At 44.0% G+C, this 19202-nt stretch carries 20 protein-coding genes and 2 tRNA genes; 11 read left to right on the top strand and 11 right to left on the bottom strand.

Annotated features, from left to right (window positions below; all coding sequences use genetic code 11):
• Window positions 1-104 precede the first annotated feature (104 nt).
• A complete protein-coding gene (gene rlmB / locus ACZ1GZ_RS10955) occupies window positions 105-1019 on the bottom strand; it encodes a 23S rRNA (guanosine(2251)-2'-O)-methyltransferase RlmB (RefSeq protein WP_472664916.1) in 915 nt (304 codons plus the stop codon).
• 197 nt (window positions 1020-1216) lie between these two features.
• On the opposite strand from rlmB, the gene ACZ1GZ_RS10960 reads away from it, so the two are divergent.
• From ACZ1GZ_RS10960 to ACZ1GZ_RS10970, 3 genes are all read left to right on the top strand, one after another.
• Window positions 1217-1301, top strand: a tRNA-Tyr gene (locus tag ACZ1GZ_RS10960).
• 78 nt (window positions 1302-1379) lie between these two features.
• Window positions 1380-1453, top strand: a tRNA-Gly gene (locus ACZ1GZ_RS10965).
• A gap of 521 nt (window positions 1454-1974) precedes the next feature.
• Complete coding sequence (locus ACZ1GZ_RS10970; protein ID WP_472664917.1) at window positions 1975-3384, top strand: hypothetical protein; 1410 nt, start codon at window positions 1975-1977, stop codon at window positions 3382-3384.
• 127 nt (window positions 3385-3511) lie between these two features.
• Here ACZ1GZ_RS10970 and ACZ1GZ_RS10975 read toward each other — a convergent pair whose 3' ends face one another.
• Window positions 3512-4135: a methyltransferase family protein gene (locus tag ACZ1GZ_RS10975; RefSeq protein ID WP_472664918.1), complete on the bottom strand. Its 624-nt coding sequence runs from the start codon at window positions 4133-4135 to the stop codon at window positions 3512-3514.
• 94 nt (window positions 4136-4229) lie between these two features.
• On the opposite strand from ACZ1GZ_RS10975, the gene ACZ1GZ_RS10980 reads away from it, so the two are divergent.
• The gene (locus ACZ1GZ_RS10980; protein ID WP_472664919.1) at window positions 4230-4712 is read left to right on the top strand and encodes a DUF1993 family protein; all 483 of its coding nucleotides are present in this window, start codon (window positions 4230-4232) and stop codon (window positions 4710-4712) included.
• Here ACZ1GZ_RS10980 and yddG read toward each other — a convergent pair.
• Window positions 4709-5572 (bottom strand): aromatic amino acid exporter YddG, encoded by an 864-nt coding sequence (yddG, locus tag ACZ1GZ_RS10985; protein ID WP_472664920.1) that lies wholly within the window; start codon window positions 5570-5572, stop codon window positions 4709-4711. The genes ACZ1GZ_RS10980 and yddG overlap by 4 nt on opposite strands.
• A gap of 247 nt (window positions 5573-5819) precedes the next feature.
• Between yddG and ACZ1GZ_RS10990 the strand changes: the two genes are divergently transcribed.
• Window positions 5820-6035, top strand: a complete 216-nt coding sequence (locus tag ACZ1GZ_RS10990; protein WP_472664921.1) for a hypothetical protein — start codon at window positions 5820-5822, stop codon at window positions 6033-6035.
• Between the two features lie 194 nt (window positions 6036-6229).
• Window positions 6230-7555, top strand: a complete 1326-nt coding sequence (locus ACZ1GZ_RS10995; RefSeq protein ID WP_472664922.1) for a trypsin-like peptidase domain-containing protein — start codon at window positions 6230-6232, stop codon at window positions 7553-7555.
• 13 nt (window positions 7556-7568) lie between these two features.
• Here ACZ1GZ_RS10995 and ACZ1GZ_RS11000 read toward each other — a convergent pair whose 3' ends face one another.
• On the bottom strand, window positions 7569-8120 hold the full coding sequence (locus ACZ1GZ_RS11000) for a copper chaperone PCu(A)C (protein WP_472664923.1): 552 nt from the start codon (window positions 8118-8120) through the stop codon (window positions 7569-7571).
• A 194-nt stretch (window positions 8121-8314) separates the two neighbouring features.
• On the opposite strand from ACZ1GZ_RS11000, the gene ACZ1GZ_RS11005 reads away from it, so the two are divergent.
• Window positions 8315-8680, top strand: coding sequence for a hypothetical protein (locus ACZ1GZ_RS11005; RefSeq protein WP_472664924.1), 366 nt, complete (start codon window positions 8315-8317; stop codon window positions 8678-8680).
• 8 nt (window positions 8681-8688) lie between these two features.
• Here the strand turns inward: ACZ1GZ_RS11005 and ACZ1GZ_RS11010 are convergent, their stop codons facing one another.
• On the bottom strand, window positions 8689-9237 hold the full coding sequence (locus tag ACZ1GZ_RS11010; protein ID WP_472664925.1) for an NUDIX hydrolase: 549 nt from the start codon (window positions 9235-9237) through the stop codon (window positions 8689-8691).
• Between the two features lie 126 nt (window positions 9238-9363).
• Between ACZ1GZ_RS11010 and ACZ1GZ_RS11015 the strand changes: the two genes are divergently transcribed.
• The 3 genes from ACZ1GZ_RS11015 (at window position 9364) to ACZ1GZ_RS11025 (ending at window position 14463) form a co-directional block, all read left to right on the top strand.
• A complete protein-coding gene (locus tag ACZ1GZ_RS11015; protein ID WP_472664926.1) occupies window positions 9364-10329 on the top strand; it encodes a GlxA family transcriptional regulator in 966 nt (321 codons plus the stop codon).
• Window positions 10330-10477: 148 nt separating this feature from the next.
• Entirely contained in the window at window positions 10478-11422 is a 945-nt protein-coding gene (locus ACZ1GZ_RS11020) for a nucleoside hydrolase (RefSeq protein WP_472664927.1), read from the top strand.
• 119 nt (window positions 11423-11541) lie between these two features.
• Window positions 11542-14463 (top strand): DUF2339 domain-containing protein, encoded by a 2922-nt coding sequence (locus tag ACZ1GZ_RS11025; RefSeq protein WP_472664928.1) that lies wholly within the window; start codon window positions 11542-11544, stop codon window positions 14461-14463.
• Here ACZ1GZ_RS11025 and ACZ1GZ_RS11030 read toward each other — a convergent pair.
• From ACZ1GZ_RS11030 to ACZ1GZ_RS11040, 3 genes are all read right to left on the bottom strand, one after another.
• The gene (locus tag ACZ1GZ_RS11030; protein WP_472664929.1) at window positions 14450-14785 is read right to left on the bottom strand and encodes a 4a-hydroxytetrahydrobiopterin dehydratase; all 336 of its coding nucleotides are present in this window, start codon (window positions 14783-14785) and stop codon (window positions 14450-14452) included. The genes ACZ1GZ_RS11025 and ACZ1GZ_RS11030 overlap by 14 nt on opposite strands.
• A gap of 8 nt (window positions 14786-14793) precedes the next feature.
• The gene (folD, locus tag ACZ1GZ_RS11035) at window positions 14794-15696 is read right to left on the bottom strand and encodes a bifunctional methylenetetrahydrofolate dehydrogenase/methenyltetrahydrofolate cyclohydrolase FolD (RefSeq protein WP_472664930.1); all 903 of its coding nucleotides are present in this window, start codon (window positions 15694-15696) and stop codon (window positions 14794-14796) included.
• A gap of 196 nt (window positions 15697-15892) precedes the next feature.
• Window positions 15893-16141 carry a hypothetical protein gene (locus ACZ1GZ_RS11040; RefSeq protein WP_472664931.1) on the bottom strand — a complete coding sequence of 83 codons (249 nt, stop codon included), beginning with the start codon at window positions 16139-16141 and terminating at the stop codon, window positions 15893-15895.
• Between the two features lie 95 nt (window positions 16142-16236).
• Here ACZ1GZ_RS11040 and ACZ1GZ_RS11045 point away from each other — a divergent pair, with 95 nt between their 5' ends.
• Window positions 16237-17142 carry a LysR family transcriptional regulator gene (locus ACZ1GZ_RS11045; protein WP_472664932.1) on the top strand — a complete coding sequence of 302 codons (906 nt, stop codon included), beginning with the start codon at window positions 16237-16239 and terminating at the stop codon, window positions 17140-17142.
• On the opposite strand, the gene ACZ1GZ_RS11050 is transcribed toward ACZ1GZ_RS11045, so the two are convergent.
• The 3 genes from ACZ1GZ_RS11050 to ACZ1GZ_RS11060 form a co-directional block, all read right to left on the bottom strand.
• Window positions 17143-18081 carry a nucleoside recognition domain-containing protein gene (locus tag ACZ1GZ_RS11050; RefSeq protein WP_472664933.1) on the bottom strand — a complete coding sequence of 313 codons (939 nt, stop codon included), beginning with the start codon at window positions 18079-18081 and terminating at the stop codon, window positions 17143-17145.
• Window positions 18082-18161: 80 nt separating this feature from the next.
• Window positions 18162-18740 carry an invasion associated locus B family protein gene (locus ACZ1GZ_RS11055; protein ID WP_472664934.1) on the bottom strand — a complete coding sequence of 193 codons (579 nt, stop codon included), beginning with the start codon at window positions 18738-18740 and terminating at the stop codon, window positions 18162-18164.
• Window positions 18741-18809: 69 nt separating this feature from the next.
• Window positions 18810-19190 carry a hypothetical protein gene (locus ACZ1GZ_RS11060; RefSeq protein WP_472664935.1) on the bottom strand — a complete coding sequence of 127 codons (381 nt, stop codon included), beginning with the start codon at window positions 19188-19190 and terminating at the stop codon, window positions 18810-18812.
• Between the last annotated feature and the right edge of the window lie 12 nt (window positions 19191-19202).

The following is a 19202-nucleotide window of genomic DNA, read 5'->3' on the forward strand; positions in this document are numbered from 1 at the left end:
GATTTGCGCCGTGAGATTGCACTTTCCAATCGTCTAATGGGTAACAAAAAGATTCGTCTATTATCTGTTCGCTGAGAATTATTGCGGCATGCAAAGCGTTAAAGTCAGCCTTGACTTAAAATATATCTATGCGCTGCATATAAAGATAATGTCGCAGCATTAGATACATTTAATGACTTAATGGCTCCCGGCATATCCAAACGCGCAAGATCACTCACAATGGTTCGCGTTTTATGGCGCAAGCCTTTACCTTCAGCACCCAATACCAGCGCGATCTGGTTTTTGCTGAATGTGTCTTCCAAAGCATGCGGTCCTTCAGAATCGAGCCCAATGGTTTGAAATCCAAGGAAATGCAGCTCATCGATCGCATGACCAAGGTTTTTCACTTGTATATGGTCGATCATTTCCAGCGCACCTGAGGCTGACTTTGCCAACACACCAGTTTCTTGCGGGCTATTACGCGCTGTAGTAATAAGCGCGCCAGCACCCATGGCAACGGCTGAGCGCATAATTGCCCCCACATTATGCGGATCAGTGACCTCATCAAGCACAACAACCAAATGCGTATCGCTCAGCTCTTCAAGGCTCTTGGCTTGCAACGGGTGCACTTCTGCGACAATACCTTGATGGATCGCATCTTTGCCCAGCATTTTATCCAATTCACGCGCATCGATGGTTTGCACAGGGAAGGGCATGGTATCTGCCTCGCCAATATTAAGGCGTTCCCAGGCATTATGTGTTGTTAAAAGTCGGATGATTTTGCGCTTTGGATTTTCAAAAGCCGCCCGAACTGTGTGCAATCCGAAAATATAAAGCGCGCCAGAGCCAGAACGTTGCCCACCCTTGTTGCGAAATTTTCCGCCTCGTTGGATGTTTTGATGACCGGAGGATGCAGCATCTGGTCTTTGTGGCTTTCCTGATTTACCACTGGCATGCTTGCTTGCAGTAAACTTTCCACCGGGTTTGCCCGAACCAGCCCGGTTTTTTGCACTTGTTCTGTTATCTTTACGCTCTCTCATAACCAACGCTTATAAGCGAAAGTGGGCAAGGTGCAATAATAGTTTGGTAACTCAAAGCAATGAAATGAAAATAATTGCATTTCTTGTGTTGACAGAAACGACATCGCGCTTCATAACGCCGCTCAGATTCATCATCAGGTTACACTTGATCTGAATCAGACAGATAGCTTATCTATCTCGATAAGGTAACGGTTTCCGGAGGGATGCCAGAGCGGTTAAATGGGGCGGACTGTAAATCCGTTGGCTTAGCCTACGTTGGTTCAAATCCAACTCCCTCCACCATTACCTTTTAATGTTTACTTCGAGCAGCCAGTTTATGCCGAAGTAGACCCGCGACCCAAAAGTCGTTGGTTGTCTTACGCGGGCGTTGTGTAGTGGTAAGACCTCAGCCTTCCAAGCTGATGACGCGGGTTCGATTCCCGCCGCCCGCTCCAGACGCCATACATTTATATTAGTAATAAACTTAAAATTTCTCTTTTACGCATCTTTGCTTATTCTTTCCGCTAGTTATTTTTAGACTTATCGCTCAGAGGAAAATATTCGGTTATATCTAAAATGACTATCTAGAATTTGAATTCGGTTGTCTTTAGGTTTAGGAGCGTCGTAAATTTTTGGATTATGGCAGTATTTTTATCTAAAGCAAAATCTGTTTTTAACACTAATCTAGCAAGAAAATTCTTTAATTACATACTATAATTTAAAGTGGAATATTAGGCTATCTTTTTGAAATTTCATTAAAGATAATCTTTTTTCTGTAGAGCTTTGGGCTCGGATACAACTACCAAACAAAATAAATTGAATGGCGGATAAATGAAATTAGCGATTAAAAAAACCAATTGATAGTACGCCATAACTGTTTGTATTTTATGCTTTCAACAATTTGTTGTAATTATCGAGCGTTTCAACTAAAAATTAATCTTAGGTTTAATACTTAAATAATTTCGGATGGTGGTAAATGTTCAAAGTAGGTACAACAGGCTTTAGAAGGCTTTTGAAGTCTTTATGGGACTACATATGGTTTTATGAAGTTGGTTTTTCCAAATACCCCAGAGTTTTAGTGGCCGCCTTTATTATATGGTTATTGCTAGTGTTGGTGGGAACGATTTTTAGTTCACGAGAATGGGCTGTCGCAAACATTATCGGGCTCTCTATCTTAGTTATCACGCCACTTGCATTGCATGTTATTAAACTTCTACGTGTTGGGAAGTCGCCGCAGTTCTTTTTTGAAAAAAATAGAATAGCTTATGGTCACCTTCTAAATGCAGATCCGACAGATGAAGAAATTCTTATGGGGTTTCGCAGGTTTAGCGCTCCGGCTAAATTTGATGGCCCAATAATTTTGTCAGAAGAATTTAATTCAGATTATATGTCGAATCCTGATATAGACTGGGTTATTCATGATGTGTCAGGTCAGGGGCATTATGAAACTATAATAAAACATCTTCGTTTGTACTCTCGCTATTTTTTGTCTTACGGTCGAGCTGCATTTGTAAAGGCCATGCTTGATGGTAAGCCACTAATAAATGAAAATAAGGTTGCGTTTGCTTGCCAATTTCCAACCCGGAACAAGTCGGTTGAAATATATAAAACTTCTTATTTTGCGGGATTATGTTCTTCGGAGCGTAGCATCGATGACATAAATACTAAAGAAGATGGTATTCATAAAACTGTAGTCGGTGCTGGCGAGCGGTTAGCATTTCGGTTTAATGAAAATACAAGCAAATCTGTACTTCCTCAGGTGGCTGGCGCGAATAACACTCCACCGTCATCCCTCCATTTTGGGATTGAAGTGCTTGCTATTTCAAAAGAAGGAATACTAAGGATTCCGATTCAAGGAAACCAAACTATGTACTCCAGAGGTAAAAGGGTTCCTCTCGCCTCAGGTTCGATTGATTGGGAAGACACAAATAAAGCAGATACGTTGAAGCAACTTATAAGAAATGCAGCTAGGAGAGAACTTGCAGAGGAGTGGGGTGCTCATGATCAAGTCGCCGGAAAAAAAGTTCGAGAAAAAATTAATAAGCTGAATCCTGAGCCAATCGGATATTTTCGAGGTTCCGCTCGCTTAGGTAAACCCCAGTTTGTCGCCATTCTCAGACTCGATTTTCTTGATCACGAGTTGGTTGCAGATGTGAGTGAAGTCCTTTTTAAATCTACAGATTCTCTAGGTGGAGATATGTCTAAAAAATCTTCTTTTCTAATTGAGGGCAAAAATGATTTAAAAGTTGCATTAGACACCATATTAGAAGCGGAAAGTGCATTGCCTGACTCTGCAGCGCTTTATGGGGCGGTAAGTTGCCTGCGTTCGCTATTGGACAGACAGCCTAAGAGAATATGTGACATACTAGAATTAAAGAGCTTGTAACTGATGACGCGGGTTCGATTCCCGCCGCCTGTTCCAGACCCAATTCTCACACATTTCTTTCAGATATATTTTTTCACAAAAAAAACGCGGAACAATTGCGCGCTTTTTTGATCATCATCAGAATCTTTTAATAAAGCCACATTATGACTGGCCATTGGTCGCTTTCATGCAAGAATTCAACACCTTCAATCAGCGGCAATGCGATGATGAATACAAGCACATCAATGAAGGTTTTAAACAATGCTTTGGGCGAAAAAGTTGTCTCGCCACCATCTTTATATAATCGAAAGTTTGGAAACAGCACCGGCGTGTTGGCGGCATAGGCTCGGTATTCACTCGGAAACTTATCTTTCAAATAAGCACCTTCTTTTTCCGCGGTATATAAAAACACTGCAATGCTCAGCCCGCCTAAAATCGCGGCCATCAATATAGAGCTGAATGCAAGGCCAATCCCAACTACGCCTAAAATGGAAAAGAAATAAAGTGGATTACGCGTCATTGAATAGGGGCCGGTTGTCACAAGTTCAGTATTCTTGCGGCTTCCAACAAATAAAATGCTCCAAAGCCTGCCCGTCACACATATGAAAACCAAAACATAGCCGGAAAATTCCAATATTTCGCGCACTGGATGATCGTCATTCCAAACAGGTCTGGAAAACAACAAAGAAGCGATGGCAAGCGCGCCCAATACTTGTAATAGTTTAATTCGCTTCTTTTGATCAAATGGAATGGAATTGAAAGTTGCAGACATTTAGGATCTCCCGAACGCAATGAGTAGGTTTGTGGTGGGGCGGATCATAAATTTAATTACGGCTAAATTAAGTGTTAAGCGCGGGGAGTTTGAGATGGCTGACGAATTATCAAATGCAGTGGTTGATTCTGTAAAATATTATCTCAAACGCATTGAACATATTTTAACGCGGTTATCCAAAGATACAGATCCGCAGGCTTATCTGGATGTAAAATTAGCACCCGATATGCTCGACACAGGGCTAAATTTTGCCATAGCAATTAAATTCGCGGCAAGAACACTCTGCCCACCAGCACATATAGATATTCCTGAAATACCCGATGAAAAAACCTGCGAAACGCTTCTCGCATATCTTTCAAGTATCAAAGAGCTACTTGCCCCGCTCACCGCAGATGATGTGACGGCTCCCGTCACCCATATTGCAGGGGAAGGAGAGGTGTCTCAAAACGCGCAGGATTATATTACCAAATTCGCACTTCCCAATATGATGTTTCACCTAACGATGGCCTATGCCGGGTTAAGACATAAAGGTTTTGAAATTGGTAAAGCTGATTTTGACGGTCTGCATGTTTATTAAGCGGTACGACTAGCACGCGCGGCGAGAACAGCACCAAGGGTGATGAGGATGCTGGCCGCAAGCAATGTCCAAGTTAGATCCGCAATTCCGGCGGCAACAAGCACGAATGTCGACAACAACGGCGCAGCATAAGAGGCAACACCCAGTAATTGGATGTCACCATGTTTGACACCCACATCCCAGACAAAAAATGCCAGGCCAACAGGGCCAACACCTAAACCAATGACTGCAAGCCAGGCGGATAGGTTTTCGGGCCAGATGGTTGTTTCCAGGCTGAAATGAGCTAATGTTGATAACACAGCTGTTGCAAGACAAAACACCACAACGCTTGAGGTCGGCGTATTGCCAATTCTGCGCGATAAAACTGAATAACCTGACCAGGTTAGGGCACATAAAAATGCCAGGCCATAGCCGAGTATCGCCCCTGTTTCAAAACTTGTTTGACCCTGCATGACAATTAGCGCTGCGCCAGCAAAACCAATCAACCCACCCAAAACATGCCCAGTTTTTAGTTTCTCTTCAGGCAATAATCCCGATAATAACACAATTAAAAGCGGCCATAGATAAGCAATCAATCCAGCTTCTGCTGCCGGAGCTAGTCTAAGAGCTGAAAAATACAAAAAATGATAGCCAAAAAGTCCAATGGTTCCAAAAGCGTAGATCTTCCAGCTAATGGATTTGAGGGTTTTTACCTCTCCAGAAAACAATACCCATAAAAACCCCAGCGATCCTCCGATAGCAAAGGTAATCGCGGTGAGTTGAAACGGTGGGATCGGGACTGTTTTAACCGTTAAAAGCGCTAAAAGTGCCCACATAAGCACAGCACAAAATCCCAAAATTGTCGCACGCGCTTTTGTCATATTATCCACCGCAGTATTTTTAATTGCCGTAATATATTCATCCACAAGACAAAAGCCAGCGGAAGTTTATGGAAGGGGCGCTGGCTGGACACACGACATTCTAGGTGTTCAAATTTTAGCGATAATACACAGTTTTGTTTGAAAAATTGGCAAATCAGCCTATCTTGAGCAATAATGACACTTTAATGACGACCATATTATCTGGAATCGTACAATACTACTTTGGGCGCAGAACTGGGCTAAAAACATGCATATCATATTGTTGATTGGCGTATTGCTAATTGTTCTTCATCTGTTTGTTCGTGAGCGCACAATGCTTATAAACGGGCAGGTTGGTCCTTGGACGCGCCGCATTCGCGGTTTTAACCGTTGGTCTCCGGTGTTGTTCTTTGTTATATTAGCACCTCTTGTCGCAATGGTGCTTTATGTATTCGGCTCCGTGGTGTTTGCGCTCATTTTCTAACAATATGCTCCTCACGCTCGCATCACAAAAATGCGTTCGGAGTTGATGTGCATCTTTTTCAAATCAATATTATTCTAAGCTTCAAGATCAATCGCAATGATTTTGATGAGTGAAACACAGGATAGATATACGTATAAATTTAAGTTCATGTTCTAGATAGCCATTAAATGATTTGCATAGACAAGGTGTTGAAGATGAGACGCAACATATATGCATTATTAATGATGTCCGGCATGGCTTTAAGCTTGTCATCACTTACAGCGGTAAACCCTGTATCAGCGCAGCTGACCAATGCAGCGCTCCCAATAGATCAAACGCGCAACCAACATAGCTTTGCACCTGTGCTTGAGCCTGCGTTTAAATCTGTTGTCTTTATTCAAAATGGAAAATTAGCTGACGATGGTGAGGTCAGGCCACAGTCAATTGGTTCAGGCGTTGTCATTGATAAAGCGCAAGGTCTTGTGTTGACCAATTCTCATGTCGTTGCCAATGGTACACATTTTCGCATTCAATTATCCGACGGTCGTTGGATGGATGCGGAACTCGTGGGAAAAGATGCACCCACTGATATCGCGGTATTAAAAGTACAGGGCGATGTTCTTGAGGAAATTAAAATCGCAGATTCAGATAAATCTCGCGTCGGCGATATTGTTTTTGCACTTGGTTATCCGCTCGGGCTGGAGCAAACGCTGACATTTGGCATAATCAGCGGATTAGGGCGCTCAACAGGCGATCAAGGTTTGTTCGATTTTATTCAAACGGATGCTGCAATTAATTCGGGCAATTCAGGTGGTGCACTGCTTGATAGTCAGGGACATCTAATTGGCATTAATACATCCATCTTATCCCAATCAGGCGGCAGTATCGGGATTGGCTTTTCAGTCCCTTCACAGGTTGCAATGCAAGTCGCTCATCAGCTTGCGCAATATGGTGCTGTCCGCCGCGGCGCCATTGGCGTAACGCTTGATGGAGTTTCAGAGGAAGATTCAACACGGGTTGGTATTAATCATTGGGATGGCGCGACTATTGTGAGCGTGGAAGAGGGGTCCCCTGCAGATTTTGCTGGGCTTCAAATTGGCGACGTGATCACCGGGTTTAATGATCGATATGTAAAATCACCAAGGTCTTTACGCACCTGGATTGGGGTGAGCGAAGCGGGAACTCCGCTTAAAATTACTTATAAACGCAAAGATCAGAAGTTTACCTCGCTTGAACTTGAAGCGCGATTAATTGATCCATCCCCAGTGGCAGGACTTGCAGCCCTTGGTGCAGGAATTCGGCCGATTAATGAAGGTGATAATTTACCTGAACGCGTAAACGGGGTGGTGATTAACGAGCTTGAAAAACATTCACCCGCCTATGAAGCTGGATTGAAAATTGGTGATGTGATTGTTGCTATCAATAACGAATTGGCAGCATCGCAACAAGTGTGTGATCGCTTGGTAAGCGAAGCGCACGGTATGGTGCGAATGATGATCTATCGTGATGGCAAGCTTTTGCCGTTTGATGTTACATCATAAGTTCAAAGGCTAATTAGTGATTGTGATCACTCATAAAATGTTTAGCGTCCATCACGTTGAACTCAACTTCGATCGCGCCAGCTTTGGCAAAGTTCAAAGTGGCTTTAAAACTTGTGTCTTTTTCCAATGGTGCTTCGAGCCCCATAAACATAATGTGCAGGCCACCAGGTTTAAGCATTACGGTTGAACCAGGATCGATAACAATGCCTTGATCTAATTGGCGCATTTTCATGACATCACCATCAATTTTCATTTCATGGATCTGCAATTCATCTGCAACATTGGCCGCGCCAGATATAAGCGTATCAACTTCGCTGCCCTTATTCGTGATGCGAAGATAACCACCGCCAACTTTCGCGCCGGGTACCGTTGCACGCGCAATCACGTTTTCTATTACCAAGTCATTTAGCATATACATTGCGCCGATGGACTTTTCGCCATGCGCCACGCCTTGAGAACTTTGAGATTCCGCAAATGCCTGGGGCGTATCTAACACAACGCGCACCGCAACAGCACCAATAGCTAAGATAATGGCAAAAGCCGCGATGAGGATTTTCATGTTCATGCTAGCGCTCCGAATTTGAATTGTTGCTAAACTAGTGTGCAATTATTCAGTTGCGAGATGACAATTTGTCACCGTGCAGTGCAGCATAACGATTAAGGACTGCATTAAAAATGAGGCGCAGCTGATATAATTTGCACCCGTAACAAAGTTATTGTTTAATAAAGACCAAGTATATCGAACAATAGGGGCGTGCTTTGAAAGCACTTCACAAATATTTACTTGTTAGCGCAATGGCTATTACATCAACTATGGCTAATGCAGGTACAGGTGCTGAAGGCTATTTTACGATCTATAACAATACAGACAACAATGTCATTGTAGGATTTTACACAAATGACGCGTCCGGTTGGAGCGACAATTGGTTAGGCGATGATCTTGAAATTAAACCGGGTGACGGCTCAGAGGTTGAATTTATCGCAGATTCTGGAGCCTGCGATCAAACTTTTGCGGTAGGCTGGCTTACCAATGATGGTGGTGAAACTGTTGATGATCCGATCGACATCGACATTTGTGATGCATCGAACGTTTATCTAGATGATAATGAGATTTATTACGACTAAGCCAAAAACTAAGTGTTCTGCGCGATGAATGTTTCAAGTTTATCGCGCATGACGAGCAGACGTTCATCATCGTTAAACGCCTCAAGCTTGCGAAGTGGTACCCATTTCAGATCGTTTGATTCATCTGAAATCTCCAGCGCTTGTTTATCATCAGCTTCAAATAAATAGCGGATGTCGTAGTGAAAATGCGCTGGCACACCTTTGTGTTCAGGGATGGGGTGAATATCGATATCCAGTATGTTGTCACTCACCGGGTCTATTCGGTCCAAACCGCTTTCCTCATAGGCCTCCCTGTGTGCATTAAAGAATGGATCTTTAATGCCATCACAATGCCCGCCAAGTTGCAGCCACTTATCCAGTTTCGCATGGTGGGTGAGCAATACTTTATCTCGGTTTAAATTTACCAAAAACACCGATGCAGTCACATGACCCGAGAGTAGTTTTTTGGAAAATGCAAGCGCTTCATTTTCAATGAGTTTGCATGTTTTGGTCGCCATGTCCTGATCGCGCTCATTGTTGACAAAATATTGACCGGAATAGGGTACATTTATGATCATATCAAAACCTTGAAGTGCATTCGTGAATCATTTTCTTTAGGGTGATTTTCTACGCGTAATTCGTTGCATTGTCATTTATGCACTTGTGGATAGTCTAAAATAGCCATATCAAATTCAGTTATGGACATGTCACGAAAATTAGACCGCCCCTTTAAAGTCGGGTTTCTGCTCATTGATGGATTTGCGCTCATCGCATATTCTGCGGCTAAAGAACCATTGCGATCAGCCAATAAATTAGCTGGTAATCAGCTATATGATATCCGCAATTTACCGGCAATTGGCGCGCAGTCTGTCAGTTCAGATGGTGCAATATTTAAGGCTGATGCTTATCCAGGCGAACAGGTCGATTTTGACTTGCTAATTGTTATTGGTGGAGATGTCTCCAAAGACTATGATAATCCACGTTTGCTCCAGTGGTTAAGGCATTTGTCACGTCGTAACGTGATGATTGGCGGGGTGGATGGTGGCCCGGTTATGCTTGCAAAAGCAGGTATAATGGCCGATCGACGTATGACCGTTCATTGGCATTACGCAGATATCGTAGCGCAAAACTCACCTGATATTTTGCTCGAAAAAGCACTTTATGTATTTGACCGCGATCGTCTGACATGTGCAGGAGGTTTAGCTTCAGTGGACATGATGCATGCACTTATTTCCCACCATCACGGTGCATCATTTGCACGCGAGGTATCAGATTGGTTATTGCACACCGACATTCGACCTGGCGAAAGCCCGCAAAGATCGGGATTGGTTGAACGATACGGTATCAATAATAGTGCTGTTATTACCGCTATTGAAGCTATGCAGAACAATTATGCCGAACCGCTCACACTTCAACAGCTCGCAAACATGGTCAATTTGAGCGAGCGGCAGTTAAATCGCCAGTTTCAAGACAAGATGAAAGTCAGCACTATGGCGTTCTACAAGGATTTGCGGCTTGATAAAGCCAATCACTTCCTACGCCAAACAACCTTATCGATAACCGATATAGCGCTCGCGACGGGCTATGCGAGTTCGGCGCATTTTTCGCGCGCATTTCGCGAGAAATTTGACTGTTCACCTTCAGATGTTCGGCGCGATTTATTGAAATAAGATAATGTCTAGGGTTTTAACAGAATAATTAATTGTGGATATACGAGCTCTGTTGTAGTCGTGCAAATAAATGTTTGTATACATATGACAATAATGTATACATTGAGAAATTCAACACCAGACTTACGCGTTAAGGTGCAGTTTAAAAATGACACGCAGAAAAATAATAATTGATACGGATCCCGGTCAAGATGACGCCGTTGCCATTTTAATGGCATTAGCATCGCCAGAAGCGTTCGATATTTTGGGCATTGTCGCTGTCGCAGGTAATGTTGGGCTAAAACAAAATGCGATCAATGCATTAAAGGTTGTTGAATTAGCAGACCGGACAGACATTCCGGTGTTTGCAGGATGTGATCAGCCTTTGAAACGAAAATTGGTGACAGCTGAGCATGTTCATGGCGATACCGGGCTTAATGGACCAGACCTGCCAGAGCCAAAATTGCAGCTTCAAGGGCAGCATGGTGTCGATTTTATCATCGAAACTTTGCGCCAATCCATTGATAATAATATCACGCTTTGTACGCTAGGTCCGTTGACAAACATTGCAACGGCATTTGAAAAAGCGCCGGATATTACAAAAAATATCGATGAGATCATCATGATGGGCGGAGGTTATTTCCAAGGCGGTAATATTACACCTGTTGCCGAGTTTAATATTTATGTTGATCCAGATGCAGCTGCTATCGTCATGCGCTCGGGTGTGCCAATTACAATGGCATCTTTGGATGTGACCCATAAGGTGCTGTCCACAAAGGCTCGAATTGATGCGTTTTTTGGTGTCGGTACCAAGTCAGCAACCGCTGTCGGTGAAATGTTATCATTCTCCGAGCGTTTCGATTTGGAGAAATACCAGTGGCAAGGTGCACCATTGCATGATCCATGTGTGATTGCTTATCTGTTGCAACCTGAATTATTTACAGGTCGTATGTGTAATGTTGAAATTGAGACGTTAAGCGAGCTCACAATGGGCATGACGGTCGCCGATTACTGGAACATCACCGATAAACCAAAGAACGTCAATTTTTTGGATAATGTCGATGATATTGGCTATTTTGAATTAATTAAATCTTGTTTGTCGCGCCTCCCATAGGCGTAATAGCTAAAAACCTTGAATAAGCATCAAGATTGGCTGGCGTCATTTGCATCCTATTGGTTGATATACTAGCGTCATCCAACTGGTCATTGAATTGCTAAGCGGAGCGGACCTTTATGGGCGAAGATGGTTTTATTCTATTAGGCATTGCTGCGGTGTTGACCCTTTTTGTCGGGTCGATAATGGGTATTGTTTCCTTTGTACGTACCGGTCGGTTGCGCGATAAAATAGCACGTTTGGAACGCGAACTTCGTCTTATGCAGTCAGTAGATGTGACGACCAGCTCTGATCAATCTGTGTCCGACGAAACAGTGCAAGATGCCACCAACCCTTCAACGTCAGAAGAAACAGACACCAATATTGATCCATCCGAAGACGAAATTGATGATGGGGTCTTTGAAGAAATCTCAGAGCCTGAGGCTTCGCCTGCCAAAGAAGATTTGCCGGAGCCCGCTATGGCAGCGCGGAGCAGCGATCAAGACACAGCATCCGAGAATGTAGCTTCAGCTGAACAAATGCCACCTCAAAAGCCTAAGATTGATACAGAAAGCACAATTGGCGGTAAACTCAGCATCTGGATCGGCGGTTTAACGCTGGCGATCGGTGGGCTTTATCTGGCGAAATATTCAATTGATGCGGGGCTATTGGGCCCGCGTGCGCGGACGACACTCGGATTTGTGCTCGGCCTTGCCTTAGCGCTTGCGGGTGAATGGACGCGCCGTCGTCCTGACAGGTTCTCGCTGACCGGTTTTGAAAACGCCAATATCCCGGCAATCTTGAGCGGAGCAGGGATCTTTATCATGTTTGGGGCGGTTTATGCTGCGCATGCACTTTATGGACTGATCGGTCCAACATTGTCCTTCATCGTGCTCGCAATTCTGGCACTGTTATCGCTTGCTATTTCATTGCTCCATGGTCCAATCCTTGCAAGTATTGGCTTATTGGCAAGTTATCTCGTTCCGGTTCTTGTCAATTCAGATGCTGGTAATGTTCCGGTATTGGCGTCCTACATCATTTTAGTTTCTGCGGCTGCGATGTATGTGGCCTGGTATCGCGGTTGGTTATGGTGCGCGCTGGCAAGTATTGTTGCCATGTTTATCTATAGCAACATCATGCACGGTGCTTTTGGTGAAGCCTATAACATCACGACCGGTCTTTATTTATTGGCAACAATTGCCGTTACACACATTTCCTTAGTGATATCAGTTCATGATCGAAATCCAGAAACGGAAATGGCCTTTGATTGGCTCCCAACGCTTGCACTTTCAGTGCTATGTTTGCCGGTTCTTTATCGTATAGGCTGGGATCAAAGCCTCTTTGTTGAAGTATTGGAGACTGTGCTGCTGCTCGGTATTCCCATGGCGATTACATATTCATTCCCTTCCTTGCGTCTTGTGCTCTTTATCCCAGCGCTTCTTGCGGTCCTTCGTTTTGCTACAATCCAGTTTGGCAATGAAAACGGAATTTATGATCTAAGCACCGGATATTTCCAATTTGGTTTTAATCTTCCAAACCTCTTGGCGCATTTCAAATATGTTTCAGTTCAGGCATCGCTTGAAATTCGCATGGAAACTTATGGCGCAATTGCCAGCGCTATTATCTTGGCTTTGCTTGCATGTGCTAGTTTTGCAGCTAAGAGATCAACAGCGCGCGCTTATTTCATCGCCGTTGCCGCCTCAGTTACCATCGCAATGTTTATGATCATCTATATAAGAGCGGATGGCGGGGTCTATTTCCAAAGAACATTGCCAATGGCCGCGGTCATCTTATTTGCAATATTTCATGCGCAGGCCAATTGGTTGGATCGTGTTTTGGCCAAAGATACAGAAAAAACCTTGGAAGGTCGAGATGGGGCAATTGCGTCAAGTTTGATCGCTTCACTGGTTATGGCGGCAACTTTTGTGTCCATAATATTCAGTGGTGTCGGGCTAACAATCGCGCTCGGGCTCATCACCGCTGCAACCATGCTGACTTATATGCGTTATCCACTTAAAAGTCTGCGTGTTTTCGCACTAATAGCAGTCTTACCTTATATCGCACGGCTCTTATGGGATCCGTTTGTCGATCATCTCGTCCTTGCAAACGCAGCGCCGTTCTTCAACGTTTTAACGCTCGGATATGGCGTTCCGATGATCGGATTTATTTTTGCAAGCTATATCGCCACAAAGGACAAAAACGATATTTGGGCGCAAGCACTGCAAGCTGTCGCGATTATATCAATGGTAATGACTGTGACGATGTTGGCACTCCATGCTATTGATCCATCATTTGATTTTGCAGGTTACAGATCAGCGCTTGCAGCCGCTGCAACACTCGTGATGATAGGTGGTGCATTCTCGCTTGGTTTTACGCGATTGGCGCAACGCGAGGCACAAAGCAAATTACGCGTTTTAAAATGGGCAGCCGAAGGTTTAGGCATATTGGGCATGGCTTGGGGAGCGGTCTCGCTCTTTATCATGCTCAATCCGGTCTCACCCATCGCAGATTGGCAATATGGCGGCACAAATATCAATATGGGCGATGGTTTGCTCTTTAACCTCATTGGATATGCCTATGCGCTGCCATTTATTCTTTTTGGGCTTATCATCTGGCAAGGACGCGATAATAAAAGCAAGATATACCAATGGGTGGCTTTGGTGTTTACCGCGCTGCTTGCTGCGTTCTGGATCAACTTGACCATACGCCATTTCTATCATGGTACCGAGATCGCTTATGCATCCGTCACACAATCAGAAAACTACACCTATTCAATTGTCTGGCTGTTGATCGGCATCTTGGTGCTATATCTCGGCATAAGATGGCGCGAGCAATTATTGCGCAAGATTTCCGGCTTGATCATTTTAGTGGTGGTCTTAAAAGCGTTCCTTATCGATATGTCGAATTTAGAAGGCGTGTTGCGCGCAATATCATTCATTGGTTTGGGTATCAGCTTGATGGGGATCGGGTTCGTTTATCAACGCGCATTAAAGGGAATGTTTGAAAGTAACGTTGAAAAGGACAATGATAGCCAACAAGAAAGCGATGTTACACCGTCATAGCTTCATCTAGCTTTGCTGCACAAATGAAGTCGCGTCGCGTTAATCCATTTTCGGAATGGGTGGTAAAGACAATGTGGCAATAGCCCCAACCAAAGGAAATATCGGGGTGGTGACCTTGTGCCTCTGCGATTACACCCGCACTGTTTGCGAATTCAAGCGCGTTCTTGAAGTTTTTGAATTTAAATTTGCGGATGATCGCAGACCCATTATCGGAAAATTGCCAGTCAGTATGCAGCTCTGATTTAAGCACGGCGATCTCAGCTTGATCTGTTAACCGCCGCTCAGAATGGTCTTTTGCGCAATTCTCTTCAATAAGGCGCATATCAAAGCCTATGCCGTTAGGCCTTCAGGCTCTGATAAGTTATTTGCACGTGCGCAGGCCGTTAATGTATTTGCCAAGAGGCAAGCAATTGTCATTGGGCCAACACCACCTGGAACCGGGGTGATTGCACCAGCAACTTCTTTCGCGCTATCAAAATGAACATCACCCACAAGGCGCATTTTGCCTTCACCGCGTTCAGGTGCAGGAATACGGTTGATACCAACATCAATCACTGTGGCGCCTTTGCCAATCCAATCACCGGTGATCATTTCAGGACGGCCAACAGCTGCCACAACGATATCCGCCGCTTTGCAAACCTCCTCGATGTTCTTGGTGCGTGAATGTGCGATTGTAACCGTGCAGCTATCACGCAACAACAAATTCGCCATTGGTTTACCCACAATGTTTGAACGACCCACCACTACAGCGTTTAAACCAGACAATGAACCATGGTGATCACGTAGCATCATCAAGCAACCAAGCGGAGTACATGGCACCATAGATTTCTGACCAGTACCAAGAAGACCAACGTTTGAAATGTGAAATCCATCAACATCTTTTTCAGGGGCAATTGAGTTAATCACCAAATCTTCGTTTAGATGATCGGGCAGGGGCAATTGGCACAAGATACCATGGACAGAAGGATCGTTATTCAACTTGTCGATCAGCGCCAATAAATCAGCTTCAGATGTGCTGGCATCTAATTTATGCTCATATGAGTTCATGCCAACTTCAACGGTCTGCTTGCCTTTGTTGCGCACGTAAACTTCACTAGCAGGGTCTTCACCCACCAAAATAACCGCAAGACCAGGAGTGATATTATGCTCTGATTTAAGTTTGGTAACTTCATCGGCGACTTGTGCCCGAACTTTTGCGGCAAAGGCCTTTCCGTCAATGATTGTAGCGCTCATAATATCCTCATCTGATTGGAATAAACTGGAAGTTGAGATTCTAAGATATCTCTAACTTAAAGGCCAGTTAGCTGCCAGTCAGATTAAGACGTTTTTTGTGCAATTACAGACATTTGTGTGTTTAATCATATACATACTGCTTTCACGGATAAGCAAGACTGCCCAAGCGATGTTGGGCAATCTGATCTAGCTCTGGTTAATGATCATGTTTGGTGCAAAAACGCGATGTTTTTTGCAAATGATCAAACAGACGCAACGGATTAAAGCTATTGAGTACGCCGGCATAATATGGATTCTTATGCAAAAGGCTTTCACGGTCTGCTGCGTTTATATATGGCAAATCATCATGAAGAAGCGGCTGCGCATTTAAAAACGCAAGCTTATCTTTCTGGACAGATTTTGCGCGACGCGACTGGCGTAATTTTTTAATAAATTTTCCAAACATCATCTTCTCCTTCGTTTCGATAAATTGACTTTGCCAGAGTTCGATGATTTAATAAAACGAAATGAATTGATCTTTTGCTTCAGAAAAATTGAACTATGAATATTTTAGACACCACAACAAAACAGTCTCCAAATGCCACATTGCCTTTGTTGGAATTGGATATTCTGCGCACCTTTGTTGCTATCGCCGAAACCAAAAGTTTTGGTCAAGCCGCTGAAATTGTTCATAGAACACCGTCAGCAGTCTCGATGCAAATCCGCAAATTGGAAGAGGTTTTAGGTCGCTCTTTGTTTCAGCGAAACGCGCGATCGGTCACGCTGACGCTGGATGGCGAGATGTTATTACCAGAAGCGCGCACCATGCTCGCCATGAACCGCGAAATTGTCTCTAAGTTCATCATTCCTGAAATTGCAGGCACTGTTGTCTTGGGTGGCACGGATGATTTTATCGAATATTTTTTGCCTAAGGTGTTGGAGCGGTTTTCAAATTCTCACCCGAATATCGTGGTGGATGTGGTGGTGGATCATTCAACGGAACTGGCAAAGCGTTTTGCCAAAGGCGAGCTTGATATTGCGGTCGTGAACAGTCTTGAGCATAAACCGCTTATCCCGAGCAGCGAAAGCATATATAAATCCGAGGTCGTCTGGGTGGGTCTATGTGGTGGGCAGGCGCATTTAAAACGACCTTTGCCGATATCCATGTGGGATAATGGTTGCCCATGGTCGGAATGTGCAATTGAAGGCCTCAGCAAAGTAGGTATCGATTATCGCACTGCGTTTGTGAGCGGTCATGTGGCTGGACAAAAAGCTGCTGTACGAACTGATCTCGCGATTGCACCCATGGCACCGATTTTGGTTGAAGATGATATGGTTGTCTTGCCGCCGGAAACCGGATTGCCAACCCTTAACAGCTTCTCAGTTGATCTTGCGATTAGAGATGATGCAGATTGCGCAGCCTTGGCGGTCAAAAAACACATTATCGATGTGTGGGATTTAATGTGATTATTCAGCGGGTTTAACCGCAGACTCCTCTTTAAAGAAGATAATGCGCGCAAGGATCGCCATAAATATTACTGAGAAAATGCCGCGGAAGACTAAGATCACCCAGATGTCTGCGCCAAAAGCCATCATTAGTAAGGTATCTTCAATAACTGCGTGAAAGATCGACAAGAACGAAAGCGTGAGGAATAATTCGCGCTTTGAAATCGCTTTTTCGCGAAGTTGCTCGATGATCAAGCCTCCGCCATAGGCAATTCCCATCAATAGCCCCACGGTGGTAATCGGCGCTAATTCGCGGCGTATGCCGATCAGATAATGCACGGGTGCTAAAAGTTTTGATAACAGCCGATCAATGCCCAATTTTGCGATAATATCGAGCAAGATCAACAGCGCAACAATGATGATAAACATAATCGCCATGGATTGCAGGGTCGCAATCGACCATTCGATCCAATCATCGCTTTCTAAGCCTTCAGGTGCCCAGGTAAATTCTGCTGGTTCTTGCAAGACACCCAAATAGTCGATCGCGTGATAGGCAATCAGACCGTATAGAAATCCAGCAACTATGCGAATAGCAGATGTTGAAAAGAAATTTGCACCCGCTTTGTGAACAACCGCCTGTTCGATGACCAGCGCATGAGCAAATAACATCATGGCTGCTAATATGCTGACCTGGCCGACATTTAAATCCATTTGCGGGGCGAGGGTGATCATCGCACCAATGCCGCCAAAGAGCGATGAAAACATGGTCACAGCCCACACAATACCAGCCTCAGCAGGCAAACCAACCAGGGCCATAATCGGGCCAATAAACTCACCAATTGACTGCGAAAAGCCAAATTGATCCAAAATGCGCACCAAAATCATCGCAGGCAGCATGATTTTGAACAAAGTAATAGCCGTTCGCCAAGATCGGGCGATAAGTGAGCGTAAGTAATACATGACTTTGCTCTACGCCTGTTCCCAAATTAGGTCAATAAGGTAGCTTTACTCAAAATGTGCTCATAGCTTTGTTGGTATTGCTATGATCCACCGTTCATCTGAACTTCATTTGCGTCCAATGCACGTGATAATCCGCGCAATTGAAAACGTGTTTCGCGATACCCATCATGTAAAACTCGCAAGGAATTGCCTTTGCGCATGGCCTTGATCATCTTTGCCGTTAGCTCAGGATCAGTGATCGAAAATGTTTGTGAGACATTATAACCCTCAGGGCTTCCGGATACGACTTGCCCAGCTTTTGGATTAAAGATCTCCCCATCAACGGAAAAAATAAATGGTCCAGTTGGTTTGTCAGGAAGCGAATTGATGAAAATCTCAATCGTATAGCTTTGAGATTTACCATCTCCGCTTCTACGGTCTGCAATGGATAAACGCGTGTCACCAAAAAAACGTTCTTCGGGTCTTTTGTCAAATCCATATTGAACCGTGCGGCAAAATCTAAATTCAGCGCCAGAACATACATTTAAAAAGTCACCATGATAGGCGCGCAGTTCGCCAAATTTGTGCAGGAACCATTGCCCTTCAATTCCAGATGCCAAACTTGGAAATGAAGATGCGCATAAAACAGCAATTGCCAGCGCGGTGGATATTTTGTTCATATTGTTACTCCCCGAAAAGTTTTGTGAACTGTATTATTATTTTGCATGTGAACCGGTTCTGAATGCAGCTTACCCTACTGTTCTTCGTTTTAAAAATGAAAGTGCAATGAGGATCCAGCCCAAAATGCCTTTTCCGTGATCCGCTAATTTTCCACTTTCCGTGAAAGTTAGTAAATTGAACAATGTCAAAGGGTTAAATGGCTTATGAATGACATTTTTGAGTTCAAGAAAATCAAATATCAGCAGATAATAAAGGTAATATATCTGCGGTGACAGCCATATAAATACGTATAAAAACACAAGTGCCAAAATGGGGCGTAGCCAAATATGAACCCTTTTGATTGTTAGCCAGAACAACCAAATGAGTGCGATTGATAAGACGAATGTGACACACAAAAGCCCAATGCGTTCGATGATTGATAACGTGAGAAAACTGTCATTCTCATACATTATAAAATCCTC

The sequence above is a fragment of the Lentilitoribacter sp. JB5-8 genome (genome assembly GCF_055693385.1).

Coding starts and splice junctions, on each gene's coding strand:
- ACZ1GZ_RS10975 (WP_472664918.1), bottom strand. CDS start 4,135: ATGTCTGCAACTTTCAATTCCATTCCATTTGATCAAAAGAAGCGAATT.
- ACZ1GZ_RS11060 (WP_472664935.1), bottom strand. CDS start 19,190: ATGTATGAGAATGACAGTTTTCTCACGTTATCAATCATCGAACGCATT.
- ACZ1GZ_RS11055 (WP_472664934.1), bottom strand. CDS start 18,740: ATGAACAAAATATCCACCGCGCTGGCAATTGCTGTTTTATGCGCATCT.
- ACZ1GZ_RS10970 (WP_472664917.1), top strand. CDS start 1,975: ATGTTCAAAGTAGGTACAACAGGCTTTAGAAGGCTTTTGAAGTCTTTA.
- ACZ1GZ_RS11030 (WP_472664929.1), bottom strand. CDS start 14,785: ATGCGCCTTATTGAAGAGAATTGCGCAAAAGACCATTCTGAGCGGCGG.
- ACZ1GZ_RS11050 (WP_472664933.1), bottom strand. CDS start 18,081: ATGTATTACTTACGCTCACTTATCGCCCGATCTTGGCGAACGGCTATT.
- ACZ1GZ_RS11040 (WP_472664931.1), bottom strand. CDS start 16,141: ATGTTTGGAAAATTTATTAAAAAATTACGCCAGTCGCGTCGCGCAAAA.
- ACZ1GZ_RS10995 (WP_472664922.1), top strand. CDS start 6,230: ATGAGACGCAACATATATGCATTATTAATGATGTCCGGCATGGCTTTA.
- ACZ1GZ_RS11020 (WP_472664927.1), top strand. CDS start 10,478: ATGACACGCAGAAAAATAATAATTGATACGGATCCCGGTCAAGATGAC.
- rlmB (WP_472664916.1), bottom strand. CDS start 1,019: ATGAGAGAGCGTAAAGATAACAGAACAAGTGCAAAAAACCGGGCTGGT.
- ACZ1GZ_RS11010 (WP_472664925.1), bottom strand. CDS start 9,237: ATGATCATAAATGTACCCTATTCCGGTCAATATTTTGTCAACAATGAG.
- yddG (WP_472664920.1), bottom strand. CDS start 5,572: ATGACAAAAGCGCGTGCGACAATTTTGGGATTTTGTGCTGTGCTTATG.
- ACZ1GZ_RS11045 (WP_472664932.1), top strand. CDS start 16,237: ATGAATATTTTAGACACCACAACAAAACAGTCTCCAAATGCCACATTG.
- ACZ1GZ_RS11015 (WP_472664926.1), top strand. CDS start 9,364: ATGTCACGAAAATTAGACCGCCCCTTTAAAGTCGGGTTTCTGCTCATT.
- ACZ1GZ_RS11025 (WP_472664928.1), top strand. CDS start 11,542: ATGGGCGAAGATGGTTTTATTCTATTAGGCATTGCTGCGGTGTTGACC.
- ACZ1GZ_RS10980 (WP_472664919.1), top strand. CDS start 4,230: ATGGCTGACGAATTATCAAATGCAGTGGTTGATTCTGTAAAATATTAT.
- ACZ1GZ_RS10990 (WP_472664921.1), top strand. CDS start 5,820: ATGCATATCATATTGTTGATTGGCGTATTGCTAATTGTTCTTCATCTG.
- folD (WP_472664930.1), bottom strand. CDS start 15,696: ATGAGCGCTACAATCATTGACGGAAAGGCCTTTGCCGCAAAAGTTCGG.
- ACZ1GZ_RS11000 (WP_472664923.1), bottom strand. CDS start 8,120: ATGAACATGAAAATCCTCATCGCGGCTTTTGCCATTATCTTAGCTATT.